The organism is Paenibacillus sp. IHB B 3415 (genome assembly GCF_000802655.2).
Classification (GTDB): Bacteria; Bacillota; Bacilli; order Paenibacillales; family Paenibacillaceae; genus Paenibacillus_AQ; species Paenibacillus_AQ phytohabitans.
This window is the reverse complement of the sequence record NZ_JUEI01000023.1, coordinates 1-24121: the sequence shown is the minus strand read 5'-3', so window position 1 is coordinate 24121 and position 24121 is coordinate 1. Positions and strand designations below refer to the sequence as shown.

At 53.2% G+C, this 24121-nt stretch carries 19 protein-coding genes; 2 read left to right on the top strand and 17 right to left on the bottom strand.

Annotated elements, in window-relative coordinates:
• Positions 1 to 85: 85 nt before the first annotated feature.
• The 3 genes from QW71_RS12810 to QW71_RS12800 form a co-directional block, all read right to left on the bottom strand.
• A complete protein-coding gene (locus QW71_RS12810) occupies positions 86 to 862 on the bottom strand; it encodes a class III extradiol ring-cleavage dioxygenase (RefSeq protein WP_039298287.1) in 777 nt (258 codons plus the stop codon).
• Positions 863 to 947: 85 nt separating this feature from the next.
• On the bottom strand, positions 948 to 1778 hold the full coding sequence (locus tag QW71_RS12805) for a S9 family peptidase (RefSeq protein WP_039298286.1): 831 nt from the start codon (positions 1776 to 1778) through the stop codon (positions 948 to 950).
• Between the two features lie 190 nt (positions 1779 to 1968).
• Positions 1969 to 2169: a hypothetical protein gene (locus QW71_RS12800; protein ID WP_039298283.1), complete on the bottom strand. Its 201-nt coding sequence runs from the start codon at positions 2167 to 2169 to the stop codon at positions 1969 to 1971.
• Between the two features lie 224 nt (positions 2170 to 2393).
• On the opposite strand from QW71_RS12800, the gene QW71_RS12795 reads away from it, so the two are divergent.
• Positions 2394 to 3056: a DUF1129 family protein gene (locus QW71_RS12795; RefSeq protein WP_039298280.1), complete on the top strand. Its 663-nt coding sequence runs from the start codon at positions 2394 to 2396 to the stop codon at positions 3054 to 3056.
• Between the two features lie 41 nt (positions 3057 to 3097).
• Positions 3098 to 4057, top strand: a complete 960-nt coding sequence (locus tag QW71_RS12790; protein ID WP_052770001.1) for a hypothetical protein — start codon at positions 3098 to 3100, stop codon at positions 4055 to 4057.
• A 136-nt stretch (positions 4058 to 4193) separates the two neighbouring features.
• Here QW71_RS12790 and ilvA read toward each other — a convergent pair whose 3' ends face one another.
• The 14 genes from ilvA to QW71_RS12715 all read right to left on the bottom strand — a co-directional run.
• On the bottom strand, positions 4194 to 5456 hold the full coding sequence (gene ilvA, locus QW71_RS12785) for a threonine ammonia-lyase IlvA (RefSeq protein WP_039298277.1): 1263 nt from the start codon (positions 5454 to 5456) through the stop codon (positions 4194 to 4196).
• A gap of 511 nt (positions 5457 to 5967) precedes the next feature.
• On the bottom strand, positions 5968 to 8160 hold the full coding sequence (locus tag QW71_RS12780; RefSeq protein ID WP_039298273.1) for a methyl-accepting chemotaxis protein: 2193 nt from the start codon (positions 8158 to 8160) through the stop codon (positions 5968 to 5970).
• A 309-nt stretch (positions 8161 to 8469) separates the two neighbouring features.
• A complete protein-coding gene (locus tag QW71_RS12775) occupies positions 8470 to 9816 on the bottom strand; it encodes an SEC-C metal-binding domain-containing protein (RefSeq protein WP_152679753.1) in 1347 nt (448 codons plus the stop codon).
• Between the two features lie 355 nt (positions 9817 to 10171).
• On the bottom strand, positions 10172 to 11437 hold the full coding sequence (gene purD / locus QW71_RS12770) for a phosphoribosylamine--glycine ligase (RefSeq protein ID WP_039298268.1): 1266 nt from the start codon (positions 11435 to 11437) through the stop codon (positions 10172 to 10174).
• Between the two features lie 23 nt (positions 11438 to 11460).
• Positions 11461 to 13008, bottom strand: coding sequence for a bifunctional phosphoribosylaminoimidazolecarboxamide formyltransferase/IMP cyclohydrolase (gene purH / locus QW71_RS12765; RefSeq protein WP_039298265.1), 1548 nt, complete (start codon positions 13006 to 13008; stop codon positions 11461 to 11463).
• A 479-nt stretch (positions 13009 to 13487) separates the two neighbouring features.
• Entirely contained in the window at positions 13488 to 14102 is a 615-nt protein-coding gene (purN, locus tag QW71_RS12760; protein ID WP_039298262.1) for a phosphoribosylglycinamide formyltransferase, read from the bottom strand.
• Positions 14102 to 15142, bottom strand: coding sequence for a phosphoribosylformylglycinamidine cyclo-ligase (gene purM / locus QW71_RS12755; protein WP_039298259.1), 1041 nt, complete (start codon positions 15140 to 15142; stop codon positions 14102 to 14104). The genes purN and purM overlap by 1 nt, the downstream gene beginning before the upstream one ends.
• Before the next feature lie 657 nt (positions 15143 to 15799).
• Positions 15800 to 17296, bottom strand: a complete 1497-nt coding sequence (gene purF, locus QW71_RS12745) for an amidophosphoribosyltransferase (RefSeq protein WP_039298466.1) — start codon at positions 17294 to 17296, stop codon at positions 15800 to 15802.
• Complete coding sequence (gene purL / locus QW71_RS12740; protein ID WP_039298253.1) at positions 17281 to 19527, bottom strand: phosphoribosylformylglycinamidine synthase subunit PurL; 2247 nt, start codon at positions 19525 to 19527, stop codon at positions 17281 to 17283. The genes purF and purL overlap by 16 nt, the downstream gene beginning before the upstream one ends.
• Positions 19505 to 20194, bottom strand: a complete 690-nt coding sequence (purQ, locus tag QW71_RS12735) for a phosphoribosylformylglycinamidine synthase subunit PurQ (RefSeq protein ID WP_039298250.1) — start codon at positions 20192 to 20194, stop codon at positions 19505 to 19507. The genes purL and purQ overlap by 23 nt, the downstream gene beginning before the upstream one ends.
• A 5-nt stretch (positions 20195 to 20199) precedes the next feature.
• The gene (purS, locus tag QW71_RS12730) at positions 20200 to 20445 is read right to left on the bottom strand and encodes a phosphoribosylformylglycinamidine synthase subunit PurS (protein WP_039298247.1); all 246 of its coding nucleotides are present in this window, start codon (positions 20443 to 20445) and stop codon (positions 20200 to 20202) included.
• Positions 20446 to 20808: 363 nt separating this feature from the next.
• Entirely contained in the window at positions 20809 to 21699 is an 891-nt protein-coding gene (locus tag QW71_RS12725) for a phosphoribosylaminoimidazolesuccinocarboxamide synthase (RefSeq protein WP_039298242.1), read from the bottom strand.
• Positions 21700 to 22104: 405 nt separating this feature from the next.
• Entirely contained in the window at positions 22105 to 23400 is a 1296-nt protein-coding gene (gene purB / locus QW71_RS12720; protein ID WP_039298239.1) for an adenylosuccinate lyase, read from the bottom strand.
• A gap of 6 nt (positions 23401 to 23406) precedes the next feature.
• A partial coding sequence (locus QW71_RS12715; protein ID WP_047013767.1) for an ATP-grasp domain-containing protein occupies positions 23407 to 24121 on the bottom strand: 715 nt, incomplete at its 5' end.

The window sequence follows — 24121 nt, the reverse complement described above, 5'->3', positions numbered from 1 at the left end:
GAGTTTGTCTTGAGCACACCGGAAAATCTGCATACAAAAAAGGATACAGCCATTAAAGCGGCTGTATCCTGCATTTATTTGTGTATTAGTCGACCATCCAGCAGTTTAAGCTTAGGGTACCGTATTGATAGGCCTGAATCATTAACTGCGCCCGTTTGCCCTCATCGGCTGTACCCATTACATAGAAGAGCGGTACGAAATGTTCCTTCCCGTAGGTGGGAACGGCCTCCCGCACATGCGGAGCCTGCTTCTCAAAAGCAAAAAGTGAAGCCAGATCCCATGCTTCGAGCCGCTCAGCGATCCATGCATCGAAGTCGAGCGCCCAAGGCTCGGGCTGATCATCCTGCTTGAGCAGCCTGAGATTGTGGACCAGTCCTCCGCTTCCGATCAGGAGGATTCCTTCATCGCGCAGCGGGGCCAGCATCCGTCCGATATTGTACTGCTCTTCGGGAGAACGCATCGAATCGACGGATAAGGCTACGACGGGAATGTCGGCCTGCGGGAACATTTTCTTCAGAATAACCCAGACCCCATGGTCAAGGCCCCGGCCGAGTATAGGCTGATGACAAAGATTACTATCCTTGAAGAGTGCGGATATCCTGCTGCTTAACGCGGGATCGCCCGGGGCCGGGTAGGCCAGCTTATACATCTCTTCCGGAAAACCATAGAAATCATGCTGCGTTTCATGCTGTGCGTCCACTGTAATCAGCTGCTGGGGACTGTCCCAGTGCGCCGAGAAAACTACAATGCCGCGGGGCTTCCCCAGATCAGAACCCAGCCGCTCCAGGAAACGTGTGTATTCGTTATCCTCAAGAGCCAGCAGCGGAGAGCCGTGCGCAATAAAAAATGCCGGTAATTTCATAGGGTGCCAACCTCCATAACCCAGTATATGGTCTGCCCTTTTATTTTACCGCTTATTCTTAAGTATTGCACGCATGGGACTTCTCCTATATCATCCAGTTCTGCCATTCCTCCTGCAGATGCTCCTGCTGATTCATCCATTCCCTGGTGCGCTTAAGCACCTGCTCCTGTGCTGGACCTGACGAGAAGGTATGGTCGCCCTGGAAAATAATCTCCTTATCGCAGCGGCCTTCAGGACGTGTCCAGAACAGCTTCTGGTAGAGGAAGGCATAGTCAACGGGTATAACATCATCGGAGGTTCCGTGGATGACCAGCACATCACCGCTGAATTTCCCGGCCTCCTGGAAGGGCTGGAACGCTGCCAGTGAGTTGAAGTACACCGGGGTGAACGAATAGCCGGAATAATCGGCTGAGCCGCTCTTCACCGACCGGTCATAGGCTTCCCTTCCGACAATCTTTACGATATCATTGAACGGATAGCCGACCGCAGACCAGAGCACCAGGTTCTTCACCCGCCGGTCACGGACACCGGTCAGCAGCGCTACTGCACCGCCCAGACTATGTCCGATCAGCGTTACACGCTGCGGGTCCACATCGGCCGAGCTGATGCCGTAATCCAGCACAGCCCGGGTCTGGCTGATCATCGACTCCATATCTTCGCTCCCGTAATTACCGCTGCTCTCCCCGCAGCCTACGTAGTCAAATCGGATAACCATATAGCCATCCTGCGCCAGCTCACGGGCTGCCTTAACGAAGATCCGGTCTACACCAATCCGGCTGCCTACGAAGCCGTGGCAGATCACTGCAAGCGGCACGCGGTTCTTGCATCGTCCGGTGCCTGCCTTGTCTGCGGATGGATAGTGTATGCTCGCTGTCAGTTCCTCTCCATTATGCCGGATGATAATATTCCGTTCCATTGCTGCGCCCTCCCTGAAAGCTGATTTATTTCAAATTATAATTATTCCGATTAATTTAGTGTGATTTATATCTTTATTATACGATTCTCATTAATTTTTTGTCAATAACCATAGTCCTCCGGATTTCCTGAAAAGAGCCCCTTCCACTCCCGCAGGAGCAAAAGAGGCCGGGGGCAAGCTTGAGCGTCACTCAGTCATAGCTGTCGTGAAACATATCATGGGTTTCCTGCCGGCCTTCCCAGTCTTCAAGTCCGTTCTCCGGTGCCACGCCCGCAGCATCCCAAAGACTGAAGCCGTCAGAATTGCCCCAATCCCCTACTTCATTAGCAGGTGCAGGCGCGAAGCCGTCGCCCACAAATTTGCCGGGTTCCTGTTTGTTCTCCTGTTTCATAACGCTCCCTGCCTTCCTCTAGCTATATTTGGTGAAGCAACCACCTCTTCAGTGTTCACTCTTCCAAACGGATTATTCAGGGATAAACGAAAGAAAAGTTACGCAGAAGCGGAAACTTCTTATCCGCCTGCAAGGGTTGTCCTTGCACACCACTGCTGCACAAACGTATACTCTAGGTTAAAGGCTAACCTGATCAATCCACCTTGGAGGTATACGTCCATACTATGAAAGTCAAAGCTATGATTAAGCAAAACAACCTGCTGCGTGAGCAGATGACGCCATTTAACCGCTCTTTTTTTGAAGATATGATTCTGGCCATGCGGGCCAGCTCGGTAGACTCTGTCCGTGCAGAGGAGCTGCTGCTGGAGGCGGCTGAACTGCTACTGAAGGGGCAGGCCAAAGGCAGGAATGCCAAGCAAATCTTCGGCGAGAACCCCGGAGATTATTTCAAAGATGTGATGAACAGCAGCCCCCCGCGCTCTCCGCGCAGCAAGCTGAAGAACTCCCTGATGATCTCTTTGTCCGCCCTGACCATTCTGTTCGGAGTGATGGGCGCTGCCGGACTGATCATGCAATGGAGCGGCGGTCCGGATGAAATCTTCGGCCAGATCAGTATTTTCACCCTTATCATAGTAGGTATCGGCTCGATTGTTCTGATTGAGCTTATTATGAAATGGATGGCCTCGTTGTCTGAGGACGATAGCCCGAAGCCCAAGGCTTTTGATATCAAAGGCCTGGGACTCTATGTCGGAATTGCGATTGCTGCCGTATTTGCCGGAATGTTCCTCGATAATCTGTTCCCGGTCATCCGGATTGCACCTTGGGTCAGTCTGGTTCTTGCCGTTGCCGGTGGTCTTGGACTGAAATTAATATTTTTCAAATCATAGAGAATATATTCAACTTTTATTCCACACAGGAGGAGACTTGTATGAAGAAGCACGTCGTTCTAACCGCCGCTATTGCTCTGCTCATGGGGCTGGAGGCAGCAAGCTCCGCTCCTGCCCGTGCTGAGAGCAGCGCGGGCCGCAGCACAGGCACCTCTGAGGCGGCTGCCAGCGCAAAGGCGGGTGTTACCGGTGCGGCCGTCCTCAGCCATGCTGAGGCTGTCTACAGGGCTGCGCTGCCGCTGTTCTCCTCAGGCAACCTGCCGGGTGCTATTACTTATATGAATACCAATCTATATGCTGTCACTCCTTATCAGGCGACTGTTCTGACACTGAAGCTGGAGAACCTGCACAAATCGCTCCTGCCTTCCTGGGAGAAGAAATTCAGCAGCAGTGAGGTACAGCGGAAGCTCATCTCCGTCTATAAGGCGGGAGTCAGCATGGTGAAGCTGGCCGAGAGTACGGAGAATGCTTCACTGCGTGCGCTGCTGAAAAGCGCGGGAGAGAGCGGCTATAAGCTGGAGACGGCCGAAGGCACCTTTTTCCCGGTGATTGATTATGCCGCTTACCGCAAATATAAACTGTACGTGACAGAGGATATCCGTGATTATATTTCAATAATGGCGACCGAGTCGGATCTGCCCCCTTCCAAGGATAACGGGCTTGTGATCGCCTGGGGGGATGTCGCTTCCCGTGCACTAACCCAGGAGCAGTTTATTCAGACCTATCCCAAATCCAACCGTCTATCAGCAGTCAAGACACTTTATAACATGTACGCAGTGAATACATTCTATGGCCAGAACAATACGCCGCTCTTCCATTACGATAATCTGGAAATGGATCTGGAGGCACAGAAAGCCTACAGCAGCATCCTGGCCAAAAACAGCAGCACCAGCCCGTTCCTGCAGAAGCTCGATGGCTTCATGAAGCTGATGAAGAGCAACGGCTATCTCTTGGATGATGACGCCGAGCAGTATCTGAAGACAGAGATGCCTCAGTCCTGATAAGCGTATAACTCAGAAGCACCGGATGCGCGCAGCATCGTACTCTTATCATCATGAAGAAGACCCGCCCGGGCTGAACCGGGGCGGGTCTTCTTCATATCCATATAAACGGCTATTGCCGCCGATAACGATTATATTAAATCAGCATGCTGAATAAATTGACATCCTTGTTGATCTCTACGTAATCCACGCCCTTCTGCTTCATCCGCTCAATCAGCGGGGCGTAGGCATCTGTAGACATCAGCTCAATGCCCACCAGTGCCGGGCCGTTCTCCTTCTCGTTCTTCTTCGTGTATTCGAACCGGGTAATGTCATCGTCGGGTCCGACTACCTCAGTCAGGAATTCACGCAGGGCACCCGCGCGCTGCGGAAAATTAACCATGAAATAATGCTTCAGGCCTTCATAGATCAGTGAACGCTCCTTGATCTCCTGCATCCGGTCGATATCATTATTGCCGCCGCTGACGATGCAGACCACGCTTTTGCCGCGGATCTGATCCCGGTACATGTCCAGCGCAGCAATCGGAAGCGAGCCTGCAGGCTCCACAACAATCGCATTCTCGTTATACAGCTCCAGAATGGTTGTACAAGCCTTGCCTTCCGGCACTTTGACTACATCATCCAGGAGCTTCGAGCAGATGTCGAAGGTTAAGCCGCCGACACGTTTCACCGCCGCACCGTCAACAAACTTATTAATTTCCTTCAGGGTGATCACCTCACCGCACTCCATCGCCTCGCTCATGGAAGCTGCTCCCGTAGGCTCCACACCGATCACCTTGGTCGCCGGGCTCACGGTCTTCACATAGGTGGCTACACCTGCCGCCAGGCCGCCTCCGCCAATCGTAACAAATACAAAGTCAGCCGGCTTGTCCAGGCTCTCCATAATCTCCATCGCAATCGTACCATTGCCGGCGATAATGCGCGGCTCATCAAACGGGTGAATCAGCGTCATGCTATAGTCTATACAAGCCTGTAGCGCTTCATCGTAAGCATCGTCGAAGGTATCCCCCTTCAGAATCACTTCAACGAATTCGCCGCCAAAACGCCGGACCTGCTTAATCTTCTGATTAGGTGTAGTGCTCGGCATAAAGATCTTGCCTTTGATTCCCAGTGCCTTACAGGAATACGCCACACCCTGGGCATGGTTACCCGCACTTGCACAGACAATCCCCTTGGCTCTGTCCTCGTCGGACAGACTGCGGATCATATTGTAGGCCCCCCGGATCTTGAAGGAGCGTACAATCTGCAAATCTTCGCGTTTCAAATACACATTACAGCCGTATTTAGCTGACAGTACCGCATCCAGCTGCAGCGGCGTACGGACGATAACCTCCCGCAGCACATGATGTGCGCGTACAATATCTTCCATTCCTACGATCCGGTTTTCGCCTTCTCTCATCTTTTCCTCGCCTCACTGTCTCTTTCTTATCGTTTCGCTTCTTGTAACATACTCTTCCAGAGACATTTTTTCAACCCTTGTCCTCGTCACACAATACAGCATCCACTGCCGGTGGAATCCTGCTACTCCACTCCTCCATTCTTAAGTTCATCTTATATAGTTGTATAATGTGCAATTAAAAACAGCGAAAAGGGAGGCTCGCCTCTTATAACTGTATTCTGTACAACTAAATCTGCCCAAATGGGCGATCCCAAGGAGCGAATGGCAGTTTAATTGTACGAAATACAACTAAACGGATAATTGGTTGTAAATCAGACGTTTTAGTTGTACAAAGTGCAATTAAGCCTACCGGACGACACTCCTAGGCATATACCGTAATCCGGTCACGGCGTTCTACCCTCATTTCCTCATATCGCACTCCAAACGCCCCGCCTATGCGCTTATGCTTACTTTCCATACGCAACAAGCAAACGGCCCTGCCGTAAACCAGCAGGACCGCCAACACTATTAATTAGACCTTAAACCGCGAGACCGTCTGCAGCAGCTCCGCCGAGCTGATCTTGATCTCCTCCATCTCAGCAACGATGCTGCCGGACTTGCCGATGATCTGCTCCGCCTGGACGGCGATGACCCCGGCTCCTTCTGCGCCTTCATTCGTTGCACTGCCCGTCTCGCTGATCGCGGTCAGCATGCTCTGAATGGAAGCCAGCAGCTCTTCGGAGGTGGCACTGAAGTCCGTAACCAGCTCATCAATATACTTGGCATCTTCGCTGTACCGCTCACCGGTCTCCTGCATCGCATCGTAATCCTTCAGCACCTGCCGGTCCATGAAGCGCAGCATGCTCTCCGCGCCCTCGACCAGATTGGATACCGCCTGGACTACCGCTTCAGTAACTCCCTGGATTTCGGTCACCGTCTCCCGCGAATTATCAGCCAGCTTGCGGATTTCCTCCGCCACAACGGCGAAGCCTCTGCCCGCATCCCCGGCCCTGGCGGCCTCGATGGAAGCATTCAGCGACAGCAGATTAGTCTGGGCGGCAATTTCCAGAATTGCTCCCGTAAGCGCGCCTATCTGCGAGATCGACTTCGATTGTTCAATCGCCATGCGCAGCTTCTCTTCACTCTGTCCGTAGATATGATCCGCCTGCCTGCGCGACTCGGCGGCTCCCTCTTTCAGCTTATCCGCCCGCACATTGATTTCCCTGGCCGCTTCCGCACCCTCTTGGGCTTTGCGGGCGATACCGTTAATGGCATGCTCGAATTCGATCGTGCTGGCGTTCATTTCTTCCATCGAAGCCGCCGTCTGCTGCATGCCTGCTGACAGCTCTTCGGTAATCCCCGAAATATCGGTAATGCTGCCGTCGAGCACGAACACATTCTTCTCCGTATTCTCCACTGCGCCAGAGATGCTCTGCGAGCTGCGCATGATTTCCTGAATCAGCGACTGCTGTGAGGAGATCATATCGTTGAAGCCCTCTGCCAGTACGCCGATTTCCCCTTTGGCGGTAACCTTCGCTCTTACCGACAGGTCGCCGGACATCGCTTTTCGGAAGGCAGCCGTCAGGATAGGTATCTGCTTCAAAATACTGTTGGAGACAAAGTACAGCAGTATGGACATCACTACAATTGAAGCAATAATCGACAGGATAAAAATCAGCTGGAATTTCTGCAACTCCCGCTCCGCATTTTTCTCCGGCACAATCAGCGCCACGGACCACTGGTTCTCTATAGCCGGCGAATACGACACATAACTGGCCTCACCGTCAATATCCGTCTTTATCACATTCGAGCCCCACTGTACCATCTTATCCCCGACAGCTTTCCAGTCTTCACCGAGATCGGACATTTTCTTCAGCAGAATATTGTCTGTATCCGGATGGTAGATGAAGGTTCCTGTCTTATCAATCAGTACGGCATACCCGCTGCCATTGTAATTAAAAGCGCTCAGCGCCTGGGTAATCTGCTCCGTGGAGATATCCGCACCCGCCACACCGATCAGCTTCCCGGCATCGTCGAGAATCGGTGCGCTGACGCTGACGACCATTTTGCCGGAGCCGGCATCAATATAGGGGTCCGTAACCGTAACACGCTTATTCTTGGCTGTATTGGCATACCAGTCCCGCTCCTTCAGCACGAAGTCCGCCGGCGGCTCGAACTCATCCTGCGTAATCACCTTGTTTGCAGCATCCAGACCTATATACACATTCAGCAGGTTCTTATTGTTGTTCTTGACCAGATTCAGGGTGCGGATCAGTTCACTGTACCCGCTGGTGGTCTTCGCTGTTTCCGGATCATTTACACTGGCGATATAGTCACGGATATAGGCGTTGGCATTCAGAAGCTCTACACTGTCCGAAGCGGGCCGCAGCAGCTCATTGACCTTAACGCTTATCTCTCCTTTCTCATAGGTCAGCGAATTGTTCAAGCCATTGACTATAATCTGCTTGGCATTGCTGTAAATCACGACGGATACAATAACGAAAATAGCAACTACAGAGATAATCACCGACAAAAACAGCTTGGCGCGAATCCCCATATTGCTTAAAGAAGATGTCAGCTGCTTCCATGCGGAGGATGAATGATTCCCCTTCATTCCTACCCTCCCCTTGCCTTCCGGCTGAAGCGTCGGCGACTTCTCCACAGCGCTAAGCTCAGGCTTCGCTATGTTCGTGGCCTTATCTTTCTTGCTCTTCCTCAGTGCCATAGGACTCCCCACCTTCAAATGTAAATAGGCTCAGGCAATACTCTCGCTCGAATGCTCCCTGTCTTTTCGACTTATTTCTGCAAAAAAACTCTTTATCCCTTTAACGTTTTACTTCGAGCTGTGAAATAAGTGTGACCATGTCAGGTATTTTCAGAAAAACACAGCATTAAACAAACATTTTCATTTGGAAATAGGCTTCTTTTACTAGTTTATTCGGATAATGTAGGTCGGAGGGTTAATCCATGTCAGGTTATCTACAAAAAAAACACAGCCCCGGAGGACTGTGTTGGAATATTCCGTGTATAAGTTCTATTGTTTCAGCATCCATTTGAGCAGCTCCGGCATGCTTGCCCACAAACGCGAATGCATAATGACATATTCAATGGCTTCATTGGAATCGCCCATTCCGACAAAATCCGGGAGATTATGCGGCAGCCGCTTCACACCCAGCAGATAATCAGGCACATGCTTGTTCACTCCGCGCGCTACACGGTACAGCATTTTGAGCTGCGAGGTAATTCCGTTCTTCTTGAACTCCAGCACAATCCGGTCATAGGCAAAGGCCGCTGCGGCATCGTCTTCCCCGTAGTTCTTGATCACCCGCTCCGCTTCCTTCAACTGGTTACTGTACAAGTAGACAGCGGCCAAAAGATAGCGTACACCGGTATTATCATCCGGGTTAAGCTCGAGAATATGCTCCAGAATCTCCGCTGCTTCCTCTGCCTTCCCGCCAAACCAGCAGGATTCCGCATAGCTTTGGCAGATACGGATATAAGGGCGGGTCTCCGTAAGCCCCCAGAAATACCCTTTGTTCTTGGTAAAATAAAGCTCGCCCAGTTCACGTCTGCCTGCAGCGATTCCCGCTTTGAGGAATTTACGCGCCTCATGCTCATTCTCCGATTCCTCGGCCAGGATAAGATAGGCATCCGGACTGTCCGGATAAATCTCCAGTGCCGTCTCCGCCAGCTGAACACGGCGTTTCGCAGAAGTGGCCTCCACCGCTTTGTACAGAAGGGCTTGCGCCTTCTCCTGGGGAGTGCCCGGACCATTTAGCGCGATCAGTTCATCAGCTTCTCCGCCCATTCCGTATTCTTCGACATAATTATATAATTCTTTGACTTTACGGGAGATGGTGGCCGCCGTAACTTCGTATTTATCGGCAAGATCCGTCTGCGACAGCATGAAGCCGTATTCCTCTGATAGCAGATATTCGATGGCCGCGCAGAACGAGCCGGCTTTCTTCACCGCAGGTTTGGTCTGCCGGGAGAAACCATTCCACAGCACAAGGGCTTCCAGAATCAGTTCCCGGTCGTATTGATTTCTCATGCTCTCAATGAGCTGCAGCGCCAGCTGTTCATGGGCCGGATGCTCCCATTTCAGTTCGCGTGCGACCATCTTTTTCAGCTTGGGCAGTGTAAGCTTACTCTCGGTACGTATAGCAGCCTCCGCTGCTGACTGTTCCTGTACGGATTCGCTGAATACAGCCTCTTGTGCTGCCGCATCCTCCGTCGTTACCAGCCGCAGTATGGATTCGACCGCTGACGTTTCTTTATCCAAGCAGCACTTCTTATATTTTTTCCCGCTTCCGCATGGGCATAAGTCATTTCTTCCGACCTTACTCAAAAACAATTCCCCCTTAAATCTGTAACTAAGCATCCGTAAAAAACGGCATCGCTGTTATTGTACTTATTATTTAAGTATCATTTCCCGGCATGGGGTTTTCTATATCCCCTGAACATTCAGCAAGTGGAAACGGCTTGGCCGTCCTTTTAAATTTTAAAAAAGGCCTTTCCATGAAAGGAAAGACCCTTTATCTGTATATATCCGCACATTTTCCCCCGTACGAGTTGTATTATAGCACTTCTCCTACTACTTGTCAGTCCTTTTTTTGGGACTAATAGCATAAACTCCCCCCGCAAAGTGGGGCTTTAGCTTCGATGAATATACGGGTAATTTGCATTGGCCCCAAAGCATACGCACTCTTCTCTGGCTAAAATACAGTGCTTTATCCTCAGATCAGAGCTTTCATAGCGATGTCACTCCGGCACTGTTTGCCCGGGAAGGTGATCTTTCCGGCACTGGCATATGCTGCTGCACGCGCTTCGGCAATCGTAGGCCCCATGCCTACAACTCCAAGCACCCGGCCGCCGCTGGTTACCCAGCTGCCATCCTCACCGCGTGCGGTTCCCGCATGGAAGACCAGTCTGTCCGTGTCCGCTTCAAGTCCGCTAATCGGCACACCCTTCGGATACGGACCGGGATAACCTTCCGAAGCCAGGACCACGCAGACTGCGGCCTCATCGCTCCATTCAATCTGAATATCCGCCAGCCTGCCTTCTGTAACAGCCAGAAAGATCTCCAGCAAGTCGCTTTGTAGCCGTGGAAGAACAACCTGCGTCTCGGGATCACCGAAGCGGGCATTGAATTCTATCGTCTTCGGTCTGCCGTCCGGCGAGATCATAAGCCCTGCGAACAGCACGCCGCTGAAGGGGCGCCCCTCAGCAACCATGGCTCTGGCCGTCGGCTCGATGATGGTCTCCACCGCTTCGCGGATAATAGCCTCATCGATATGCGGAAGCGGGGAGTATGTCCCCATACCTCCCGTATTAGGTCCTTTATCGCCGTCGAATACCGGCTTATGATCCTGCGCAGCCGCCATCGGCCGCACTGTTTCGCCATCCACAAAGGCCAGAATCGACATTTCCTGCCCGGCCAGAAACTCCTCAATCACGACCTGTGCGCCGGCTTCACCGAACACCTTAGCCACCATGATATCCTGCAGAGCCGCCTCCGCTTCCTCAAGGGAATACGCCACGGTCACACCTTTGCCTGCGGCCAGTCCGTCCGCCTTGATTACAATCGGCAGCTCCTGAGTACGCAGATAGGCAAGTGCAGTCCCATAATCGCTGAACTTCTCATACGCCGCTGTCGGAATGCTGTACTTATGCAGCAGATCCTTCATGAAGGTCTTGCTGCCCTCGATTTCTGCCGCATTCTTCCGCGGGCCGAATACAGGAATGTCCTGTGCTTCAAAAGCATCCACAATCCCTGCTGCCAGCGGATCATCCGGTCCGATAACGACCAGCCCGATCTCCCGTTCCTTGGCAAAAGCAGTCAGCTTATCGAACTCAAATACACCGATCGGCACACATTCCGCAAGCTGCGCAATCCCGGCGTTGCCGGGTGCACAGTAGATTTTACCGGCCTTGGGACTGCGGGTTAAGCTCCAGATGATCGCATGCTCCCGGCCGCCGCCGCCGACCACTAAAATATCCATAAGTATGTTACCCTCCCAGCGTTCTAGTGTTTGAAGTGGCGAACGCCGGTGAAGACCATGGCAATGCCGTATTCATTAGCAACCTTAATGGATTCCTCGTCCTTAATCGAGCCGCCCGGCTGAATAACTGCCGTAATACCAGCCTCGGCAGCCATCTCCAGTGTATCTCCCATCGGGAAGAAGGCATCGGAAGCCAGCACGGAGCCTTTGGATTTCTCTCCAGCCTGCTCGATCGCAATCTTAGCCGCGCCGACACGGTTCATCTGTCCTGCACCTACGCCTACGGTCATATTATCAGCCGCCAGCACGATCGCGTTCGACTTCACATGCTTAACCACCTTCCAGCTGAAGAGCAGCTGCTTCAGCTCTTCTTCCGTTGGTTTGCGGTCGGTTACGACCTGCAGCTCCTCCGGATTCACGGAATGGACGTCACTTTCCTGCACAACCATTCCCCCTTCAATGGAGGTTACGACAAAGCTGGTTTTGCGGGAAGCCGCCGTGCTGAGGTTGCCCAGCTTGAGCAGGCGGATATTCTTTTTCTTCGTCAGGATTTCCAGCGCTTCATCCGTGAAGCCCGGAGCCAGCACGATCTCAAGGAAAATATCCTTCAGCATATTAGCCGTATCCTCATCAATGATCCGGTTCGCTGCTACAATTCCGCCGAAGATGGAGGTTGGATCAGCATTGTACGCTTTTTGATAAGCCTCATATACACTCGCCCCCACGCCTACGCCGCAAGGATTCATATGCTTAACAGCTACAACAGCCGGTTCTTCGAACTCTTTGACAATCTGGAGCGCGGCATTCGCATCGTTGATGTTGTTGTAGGACAGCTCCTTGCCGTGCAATTGCTCAGCAGCGGTGAGTGTATCCTGCGCAGCCAGCGGCTTGCGGTAGAATGCAGCCTTCTGATGCGGGTTCTCCCCGTAACGCAGATCCTGGATTTTCTCATAAGTGACAGTATAGCGCTCCGGCAGCGGTTCACCGGTTACATTCGCCAGATAATCGGCAATCAGGGCATCGTAAGCCGCCGTGTGGCGGAAGACTTTGGCCGCAAGACGTTTGCGGGTTGCAAGGGTGGTATCTCCATTTGCACGCACTTCCTCAAGCACTGTAGCATAATCAGCCGCATCCACTACCACACTGACAAAAGCATGGTTCTTCGACGCCGAACGCAGCATCGTAGGTCCGCCGATATCGATGTTCTCGATAGCTTCCTCATATGACACATCCGGCTTGGCAATGGTCTCCGCGAACGGATACAGATTCACCACTACAAGGTCGATGTAGTCGAGTCCAAGATCGTTCATCTGCCGCGTGTGCTCCTCGTTATCACGAACCGCAAGAAGGCCGCTATGTACAGCGGGATGCAGCGTTTTGACACGTCCGTCCATAATTTCGGGGAAGCCCGTTACTTCGGAAATACCGATGACCGGAACGCCTTCTTTAGCCAGAAGTGTGCTGGTGCCGCCTGTGGAGATAATTTCTACGCCTAGTGCAGACAACTCGCGGCAAAAATCCACGATGCCCTGTTTGTCCGATACGCTGACCAGCGCTCTTTTAATACTCACTTTGAATAGTCCTCCTCTGGATTCACGCTAGATTAGGTTGTGGCCTATGATCGCAGGATCATTGTCGCCGGTTAGCCCGTGCTTATAACTTGGGTTTATAGTGTTTATAAAATAAGTGGATTTACGTCATTTAATTTCGGCTTTTTATCAGCCGGATAGAAACTAGTTGGAAATTGTCCATCTAAATGATGCCATATGCGCCTTAGAGCCTACGAACGCCAGAATTAGTTGTACTTTTTCCAATTACGTTCCGCGATCACTGGTATTCAGACAAATTAAGTGGAGTGAATCCAACTGCTAAATCGACATCAACCGGCATGTCAGCAAGCCCGCAATTCCGGCAATTTCAAACTGCTTAGCCAGCCAGTCCGACATCCTGCAGACTTTGTGCAATATTTCCCGAGAAATATCAGAATCAGCCGCACCTGCCTGAAATACATTTTTGTGTGTGTCAGATCCGGCTGGTATGGCATCTGCTATTATTCGCCGATTGTCGTCATTCTTCCGTTTAATTCTACTTTCCCAGCGGCAAAAGCAGCAACCACTTCAGGATACAGTCCGTACTCTACCTGGTGGATACGTTCTGCAAGTGAATCGGCTGTGTCTCCCGGCTTCACCTCAACGCTGCGCTGGGCAATAACCGGTCCGGTATCCATGCCGCCGTCGACAAAATGCACCGTCACTCCCGTCAGCTTCACGCCATAATCCAGCGCCTGGCCAATCGCATCCTTACCTGCAAAGGCCGGCAAAAGCGACGGATGGATGTTGATGATCCGCCCGGCGTAAGGCTCAAGCAGCACCGGTGAGATCAGCCGCATATACCCGGCGAGGACAATCAGTCCGATGTCCCGGCGCTGAAGCTCCGCAACAATTGCTGCCTCGTACAGTTCACGGCCCGCGAAGTCCTTCGGCCGCAGCAGGAGGGCGGGAATTCCCGCTTCCTCCGCCCGCTGTGCCACAGGCGCTTCCGGCTTGTCTGAGACCAGCAGCTCTATGCTGCCTCCGCCGAGCTTCCCCTCCTGCTGCGCCTGGACCAGTGCGGCGAAATTGCTGCCCTGCCCCGAAGCAAATACAGCGATCCGGCTCCACTCCATCAGACTTCAGCCCCCGTAAAGGTAACCTTGCGTTCACCTTCTGTTACAATGCCGATACGATAAGCTTCTTCCCCGCCAGCTTTCAGCAGCTCCAGCGCGCGCGCTCCGTCCGCTTCAGCCACCACCAGTACAAGGCCAATCCCCATATTGAAGGTGGTAAACATATCGCGGTTGCTTACATTGCCTTTACTCTGCATCAAAGCAAAGACTGGCTGAATCGGCCAAGAGCCGTAGTTAATCTCTACATTTACATTCTCAGGCAGTACGCGCGGAATATTCTCGATGAACCCGCCTCCGGTAATATGGGCCATGCCTTTAACCGGAAGCTGTTCCAGCAGGGCCAGCAGCGGCTTCACATAGATTTTGGTTGGAGCGAGCAGCACATCCACGAGCGGAGCGCCCAGTTCAGGCACTACATCATTCAGTCCGTAGCCGTCTTCCTCCAGCAAAAGCTTGCGCACCAGCGAGAATCCGTTGCTGTGAATGCCGCTGGAAGCCAGACCAATCACCGTGTCTCCCGGTGCAATGTCCGCGCCGGTGACGAGCTTCGCTTTGTCGGCAACCCCTACGGTAAACCCGGCGATATCATACTCGCCAGCCGAATACATCCCCGGCATCTCGGCCGTTTCGCCGCCAATCAAGGCGCAGCCTGCCTGATGGCAGCCTTCGGCGATTCCGGCAACGATCGCCTCGATCTTCTCCGGCACTACCTTATCGCAGGCCAGATAGTCGAGGAAGAACAGCGGCTCTGCGCCCTGCACTACGATGTCATTTACACACATGGCTACGGCATCGATGCCAATCGTGTCGTGGCGGTCCGCTGCGAACGCGATTTTGAGCTTCGTACCCACGCCGTCCGTTCCCGATACGAGGACCGGCTCTTCATATTTGTCCTTATTCAGGCCAAACAGTGCGCCGAATCCGCCCAGCTCCGTCATCACTTCAGGACGGTAGGTGCGCTTCACATGCTTCTTCATGCGTTCTACCGCTTCATTGCCAGCCGCAATATCCACTCCGGCGTTTTTATAAGCTTCCGACACTTTTGGACACCTCATTTAAATTAGTTTAGAGCGCGGGTTCGGGGCGGCAGGGATTTGGGTGGTGGTTATAGTCGTCATTACGAAGAATATTTGGACTTCCGGCCGCTGTTATATTTGGATTTCCTGATTTGAACCGCAATTTGCGGTAGAAATCCAAATATAAAGGCGAACGCTGACGCTCCTACAGTTCCAAAATTCCTCTTCATGACTCCAACCACCGGGGTCAAACCCATGCCGCAAGCCGAAATTTCGCGCCTTGCACAGCAGCAATGTTTCGGCGCTGGGCTTCGCACAGCGCCTCCAAGCGTACGGGGCAAAGCCGTGCGTGCCCTTAGGCGACAGAACCTCCGGATTTGCGGCAGCAAACAGGACAGGTTCTGGAGCCAGGGCCGGCGGGCAGCATGCCGGGCCGGCGGGCAGCATGCCGCCAGGGCGCGCAGCGCCGTAAAGCGTGTCCCGGCCGTGCGCAGCACACAGGGACAAAGCGGGCACCCGCACCCACGCCCTCTTAGCAAGTTTAGAGCAAACTCCTACCACCAAACTTTCGGGTGGCCGGAGGGCAGCGCCCTCCGGAATCCCCCTTCGCAAGGGGGACTTAGGGGGATGGGCCTACGACTTAGGGGGATGGGCACCACTGACTTAGGGGGATGGTCCCACCTAGCACGAGCATCCGTCCTTCTCTTCCCCGCCGAAATCCACCTGCGTCGGGTAATCATTATCGAAGCAGGACAGGCATAGTCCGCCTTTGTAATCGTCACTATTATAGCCGCCGATGGACTGGATCAGTCCATCAGGTGAGAGGAACGCAAGTGAATCTGCATTGATCTCCTCGCACATCTCGGCGATCGTCTTATAAGAGGCGATCAGCTCGCGGCGGTCCGGGGTATCGATGCCATAGAAGCAGGGATTCTTGAACGGTGGTGAGGTGATCCGCACGTGAACCTCAGCCGCTCCGGCCTCGCGCAGCAGATTAACGATCCGGCGCGAGGTCGTGCCGCGCACGATGGAATCGTCGATCATCACTACACGCTGGCCTTCCACGACACGGCGCACCGCGCTGAGCTTCATCTTCACGCCCTGCTCACGCAGCTCCTGGCTCGGCTGGATGAAGGTCCGGCCGGTATACTTATTCTTGATCAGTCCAAGCTCGTACGGGATGCCAGTCTGCTCAGCGTAGCCAATGGCTGCAGAGATACTGGAATCCGGCACGCCGGTTACGATATCGGCATCCACGAAGGCTTCGAGCGCCATCCGGCTGCCCATCCGCTTGCGGGCGGAGTGCAGGTTGGAGCCGTTCAGATCACTGTCCGGGCGGGCGAAGTAGATGTATTCCATCGCGCACAGTGCTTTGCGTTTAGGTTCCGCGAAGCGGTCCTCCCGGAAACCATCCTTATCCAGCACGAGCAGCTCACCCGGCTCAATATCGCGCACCAGCTTAGCGCCGATGACTTCGAGTGCACAGGATTCGGAAGCGAAGACGTAAGCTTCGCCCAGCCGGCCCATCACTAAGGGACGCAAGCCATGCGGGTCAGAAGCAACAATCAGCTTGTCATTAGTCATCAGCAGGAAGGCGAAACCGCCGACAAGCTGGGCCAGGGCATCCTTCGTGGCTTCGACAAAATCCTTCTGCGAACGCGCGATCAGATGCGCCAGCACCTCGGTGTCACTGGTGGTCTGGAAGATTGAGCCACCCTGCTCCAGCTGTTTACGGATCAGAGGTTCATTCACGATGTTGCCGTTTGTGGCAATCGCGAGATCACCGTCACGGTATTTGAAGACCAGCGGCTGCGCATTGGTCAGCCGGCTGTCTCCGCTGGTGGAATAACGCACATGTCCGATGGACATATCCCCGATCAGCGAAGCGATCTTGTCTTTATCGAATACTTCCTTCACCAGGCCCATGCCCCGGTGATAGTTGAAGTCGCGCCCATCCGCTACGCAGATGCCCGCGCTCTCTTCGCCCCGGTGCTGCAGGGCATGCAGACCGTAATAGGACATGGAAGCGGCTTCCGGGTGTCCGAAGACCCCGAAGACGCCGCATTCTTCTTTTAACGTGTCAAAAATATCTCCCGAGCCCGTTCCTTCGTTGTAAAAGTCGCCGGTCCACAGGATAGGGGCTTCCTGCTCTTTCCCGGTCTTTATTTCATAAGACATGGAATAGCATCCTCCCAAATGGTCTTAAGTTCAGTAACTGCTTCATCCAGTGCAGACGCGCCGTCCAGCGTAACACGCAGGCGGTCTCCGCCAACAGTTCCAATAATCTCTACAGGTACGCCGTATGCGGCAACCGCCGCTTTCAGTTCTTCCGCACGGTCAGGCGCAGAAGTTAGGATAATCCGGGATTGGCTCTCGCTGAACAGCGCCACATCTGGACGCAGTCCGCCGGCAGAAAGTTCAATATTCGCTCCGGTTTTGCCGCTGATGCAGCTCTCTGCCAGTGCTCCGGCCAGGCCGCCTTCCGACAGGTCATGGGCCGAGCGGACCAGCCCGCTGCGGATCGCAGCAAGTACGGCATCCAGCAGCTTGCGTTCCGTTGCCAGATCGAGTTCTGGCGGACGTCCTTCGGTCAGGCCGTGAACAGCATACTGGAATTCACTTCCGCCTAGCTCTGCTTTTGTAACACCAAGCAACAGAATCGAATCGCCTTCCTGCTTGAAGGCCTGAGTTGTAATATGATCGGTATCTTCTACAAGACCCACCATGCCGACAACCGGTGTCGGATAGATAGCTCCTGAAGCATTTTCATTGTAGAGACTGACGTTACCGCCAATTACAGGGGTATCAAGCACACGGCAGGCTTCAGCCATACCGTCTACCGCACGTTCCATCTGCCAGAAGATTTCCGGCTTCTCCGGACTGCCAAAATTCAGGTTATCCGTAATCGCCAGCGGCTGGGCACCGGAGCAGACAATATTGCGCGCGGCTTCGCTGACAGCAATCCGTCCGCCCACTTCAGGATCGAGATAGACATAACGTCCGTTACAGTCCGTAGTCATCGCCAGAGCTTTGCGTGTGCCGTGGATGGTTACCACTGCTGCATCGGAACCCGGACGAACGGCCGTGCTGGTCCGCACCATATAATCATATTGGTTATATACCCATGCTTTGCTGGCCACTGTAGGTGATCCCAGTACGGTGCGCAGGGCGCCGCCCAGATCGGTTACTTCATCATAGCGAAGCGTATCCACCGAGGCATTCTCCTCATAGTAAGCAGGAACTGCCGATGGTTTGTTATAAATCGGACATTCATCAACCAGAGCTGTTACCGGCATGTCGCCGACCACTTCACCGTGATGGAACAGCTTCAGGCGGCCGTCATCCGTTACCTTACCCACTTTGCGGCAAATCACGCCCCAGCGGTCGAAGATTTCCTGTGCCTGTGCTTCATCCTTAGGCTCAACTACGAACAGCATCCGCTCCTGGGATTCCGAGAGCATCATTTCATAAGGCGTCATGCCGTCTTCGCGCTGCGGCACCTGATCCAGATACAGCTCCAGACCGTTGCCTGCTTTACTTGCCATTTCCGCACTGGAGCAGGTAAGTCCTGCGGCTCCCATATCCTGAATACCGAGGACGATACCGCTGTCGATCAGCTCCAGGCAGGATTCCATCACCAGCTTCTCCATGAATGGATCGCCAACCTGTACCGCCGTACGTTTCGCTTCTGACTCTTCACTGAGCTCAACCGAGGCGAAGGTCGCACCATGAATGCCGTCACGGCCTGTAGGAGGACCCACGTAGAATACGGGATTACCTACCCCTTTGGCGACACCGCGTTGGATTTTATCGTGATCAATCAGGCCCACGCACATCGCATTAACCAGCGGATTGCCGTCATAGCTGTCATCGAACATAATTTCCCCGCCGACAGTAGGGATGCCGATACAGTTGCCGTAGCCTGCGATCCCGGACACAACATGCTCGAACAGATATTTTACCCGGTCGCTCTCAAGCTTCCCGAAACGCAGGGAATTCAGCAGCGCCACCGGTCTTGCACCCATGGAGAAAATATCGCGGATAATCCCGCCCACCCCGGTCGCCGCGCCCTGATAAGGCTCAACTGCCGATGGATGGTTGTGGCTCTCTATTTTGAAAACAACCGCCTGGTTGTCTCCGATATCAACAATCCCTGCGCCTTCGCCCGGTCCCATCAGCACCTTTGGTCCGCTTGTCGGGAAACGGCTCAGCAGCGGCTTCGAGTTCTTATAGGCACAATGCTCAGACCACATCACGCTGAACACACCGATTTCTGTATAGTTAGGCTTACGTCCCATGAAGGAAGTAATGAGCTCATATTCGCTGTCCGATACACCGAACTGACTGTAGATTTTCTGCTCCGCGATCTGCTCTGCGGTCGGCTCCTTAGCGGATACTTGCTGCGTCATAACGATCCCTCCACGATGTAAGAATGGATGTGAACATCCGTTTGCCGTCTTCCGAACCAAGCAGGCTGTTCGCTGCACGTTCCGGGTGAGGCATCATACCAACCACATTGCCCGCTACATTGCTGACTCCGGCGATATCGGCGACTGAACCGTTCGGATTGTCGCTGTAAGTAAATACGATTTGATTATTAGCTTTGAGCTCAGCCAGCGTCTCTTCATCACAATAGTAATTGCCTTCGCCATGCGCGATCGGAATGACGATTTCTTCATCCTGCGCATAGTCGATCGTAAACGGAGTTGTGTTGTTCACTACCTTAAGCACCGTGTCATGACAGCGGAACTTCATCGACATGTTGCGGCGCAGAGCGCCTGGCAAGAGGCCGGCTTCGGTCAGGATTTGGAACCCGTTGCAGATGCCGAGCACGAATTTGCCCTGCTCCGCCGCTTTGGCTACTTCAGCCATCACCGGAGCGAACCTGGAAATTGCGCCGCAGCGCAGATAGTCACCATAAGAGAAACCGCCCGGCACGAGAATGCAGTCATAAGCCGACAGATCTGTCGCCGTATGCCACACATAATCCACAGGTTCGCCTAGGCTGTCTTCTACTGCTTTGTAGCAGTCAATGTCACAATTGGAGCCTGGAAAGACAAGTACAGCAAATTTCATGACTTTTAGTCCTCCAATTCGTAGCGGTAATCCTCGATCACCGTGTTGGCCAGCAGCTTCTCGCACATATCCTTGAGGCGTCCTTCCGCTTCAGCGCGGTTGTCGGTATCGAGGGTCAGCTCCATATATTTGCCGATACGCAGACTTTCAACTTCCTGAAAACCTACGGAATGCAGCGCCCCTTGCACGGCTACACCTTGGGGATCGAGCACGCTTTTCTTGATGGTGACGTAGACTGTCGCTTTTAACATACGCTTGTAGTTCCTCCTAAAATTTAATGAGCTGGACTGGGTACCTGGAATGAAAACTTACCGTAACTCAACATTACAACGATGTGCTAACCTCTAACGGTGAGCTGCAACAACTCACTTCACTGCGGGCAACTAACTTAACTGCATAATGTACAGCTATAATCTCAATATCTCCTGTGAAAATAACTATAGTTGCATTTCGTACAGCTATTTCTCTGAAAATCTGCTTTTCAGGCCATTTTACACATTTTAGTTGTATCAGATACAGTTAAACCCTAAGCGATCCTTCTTTTGTGCAAAATAACTGCAGAAAATGCATTTAAAAGTTTGGCTGCAGCAGCTTAGAGCAGGTCATTGGATAATCTATAAGGACTTTCCGGTAAGACGGTGATAAATGTCCAGGTAACGGCGTGAAGTCTCTTCCACCACTTCAACCGGCAGCGGGTCTGGCGTGCTGTTCTTATCCCAGGAGGATGCCGAAAGGTAAGTCCGTACAGGCTCCTTGTCCATACTGTCGATCTCGATATCCAGCGCGTATTTGTCCTTGGCCCAGAAGCGGGAAGCATCCGGTGTGAAAATCTCGTCAATCAGGATGACCTTGCCGTCCAGCAGCCCGAACTCGAATTTGCAATCGGCGAGGATGATGCCGCGGTCTTTACAATATTCTCTGGCAAAAGCGAACAGCTTCAGGCTCTTCTCCTTCAGCTCCAGTGCAAGCTCCGCGCCAATCAGCTCCTGCATCTGCTCAAAAGGAATGTCCTCATCATGGCCGACATCATTCTTTGCTGCCGGTGTGAAAATCGGCTCGGTCAGCACCGCATTCTTGCGCAGCCCTTTGGGAAGCTCGATGCCGTTCACTTTGCCGGTCTCCTGATACTGCCGCCAGCCGCCGCCGGTAATGCAGCCGCGCACGACACATTCGATATCAATCCGCTCTGCTTTGCGGACAACCATGATGCGGTTCTTCAGCACTTCGCGTTCCCGCACAATATCCCCGAGCCGGTCCACGTCGATATGAACCACATGGTTCTCAATGAGCTCCTTGGTCTGACCGAACCAGAACGCGCTAAGCCGGTTAAGCACATTGCCTTTGTCCGGCACTGCCGGGTCCAGCACGTAATCAAATGCGGAAATACGGTCCGTAACGACAATCAGTACCTCATCCCCCAAATCGTACAGCTCACGAACCTTACCTTTGTAGAGCAGCGGCGCATTTACGAGTTCCACGGCAGTGGATACAGCCGTTGATGTCATGACCTTTCCTCCCTTGAACAAATGATCTTGCTTATATTTGGGCTAAAAGCGCCTGGGGCGCTGCCATTCTCCGCTTTGCTTGAGATATGAACTGAACGGCTAGTTAATCGGTAACACTACAAAAAATTTTGGACTTCCGATCGCTGTTATGTTTGAATTTCCTGATTTGAACCGCTGTTAGCGGTAGAAATCCAAACATAGCATATGCTTCCGTAGCGAGCTTTCCTTCGGAAAGCTTTCAGGCGAACGCTGACGCTTCTCCAGTTCCAAAATTCCTCTCCGTTCCTTATTAACAGGCCCATTCAACTCATTTCTGTCGCTTAACGCTCCAGAACAACTTACTCCCCATCGCTCCGCCCATATCTTCTCCAGCTCATCAGTTCACCACTGACTCACCTTTTTTAATTAGATAAGCTCCAGCTTGCGGAAGATGGTGTCCACATGCTTGAGGTGCCAGGAAGGATTGAAAGCATCCTCGATCTCTTCCGGACTAAGCACGGCAGTGATTTCCGGTGTAGCTTCAACGATGTCACGGAACTGGGTTTGTTCCTCCCAAGCCTGCATCGCACGCGGCTGTACAGTGTCGTATGCCTGCTCGCGGCTGAAGCCTTTGTCGATCAGCTTCGTCAGGATGCGGCCGGAGAACGGAACACCGAAGGTGCGGTTCATGTTGCGCTTCATATTTTCCGGGAACACGGTCAGGTTCTTCACGATATTGCCGAAGCGGTTCAGCATATAGTTCAGCAGCATGGTCGCATCCGGCAGGATGATCCGTTCTACCGAGGAATGCGAGATATCGCGTTCATGCCACAGCGGCACATTCTCGTAAGCTGTAACCATATGGCCGCGGATCACGCGCGACAGGCCGGAGATGTTCTCGCAGCCGATCGGGTTGCGTTTATGCGGCATAGCGGATGAACCCTTTTGACCTTTGGCAAAAGCTTCCTCAACCTCGCGGATCTCACTCTTCTGCAAAGCGCGGATTTCAGTAGCGAACTTGTCCAGCGAAGTGGCGACCAGTGCCAGCGCAGCCATGTATTCCGCATGACGGTCACGCTGCAGCGTCTGCGTGGAGATCGGTGCCGGGCTGGTGCCCAGCTTGCGGCAGACAAATTCTTCAACGAACGGGTCGATGTTGGCATAGGTGCCGACAGCCCCGGAGATTTTACCGAATTGGACGCCGCTCGCCGCATGACGGAAACGCTCCAGATTACGCTTCATTTCCTCATACCAGAGCGCCATCTTGAGTCCAAAAGTCGTTGGCTCAGCGTGTACGCCGTGTGTACGGCCCATCATCGGGGTATTCTTGTAAGCTACTGCCTTATCTTTAAGAATCTCAATGAACCGGATGATATCCTGCTCCAGAATTTCGTTGGCCTGACGCAGCAGGTAGCCAAGCGCCGTATCGACAACGTCCGTGGAGGTCAGTCCGTAATGCACCCATTTGCGTTCTGCACCCAGGCTCTCCGATACTGCACGGGTAAAAGCAATCACATCATGACGCGTTTCCTGTTCAATTTCGTCGATCCGCGCGATGTCGAATTTGGCGTCCTTGCGCAGCTTCGCGGCATCCTCATGCGGGATAACTCCCAGCTCGGCCCAAGCCTCACAGGCGCAAATTTCAACTTCCAGCCACGCGTTGAATTTATTTTCTTCGGTCCAAATGGCCCGCATCTCAGGTCTGCTGTAACGTTCGATCATAGCTTGTCAGTTCCTCCAAAGGTTAGTTTGCTCTACCCAGGACAATCCGTCTTCGGTATCCTTGCAGAGCAGGTTGATATGGCCCATTTTGCGGCCGGTCTTGCTCTCAGTCTTGCCATATATATGAAGCTTAGGGGATACCCCAAGCCGGTTTGATTCTTCGTCCGCACTGCAGGCCGCCTGAATGGCACCCTCCAGATGCTGGCCGAGCACATTCACCATGACTACAGGCGTAAGCAATGTCGTATCGCCCAGCGGCAGATTGCAGATCGCCCGCACATGCTGCTCGAACTGCGAGGTTACGCAGGCATCCATTGTATAATGCCCGGAATTATGCGGGCGCGGAGCCAGCTCGTTAACGAACAGCTCTCCGTCCTCCGTCACGAACATCTCCACAGCCAGCAGTCCGACGGAATCCATGCCGGAGACGATCTTCTCGGCCAGCTCGCAGGCCCGCCGCTGAATCTCCTCCGGCACCCTGGCAGGTACAATCGAGAGGTGCAGGATATTGTCCACGTGGATGTTCTCTGCGGGCGGGAAGCTCTTAACTTCACCCGATGCGCTGCGGGCGGCAATGACCGAAATTTCGCATTTGAAGGCTATAAATTTCTCCAGCACCAGCTCGGGTGCGTGTGGTGTGGCCTCGGCAGCTTCTTCCGCTTCAGCCGCTCCCGGCGAGTCGGGCGAAGCCGCTGCCCCGCTTGCTTGCGGTGCTGGAGCC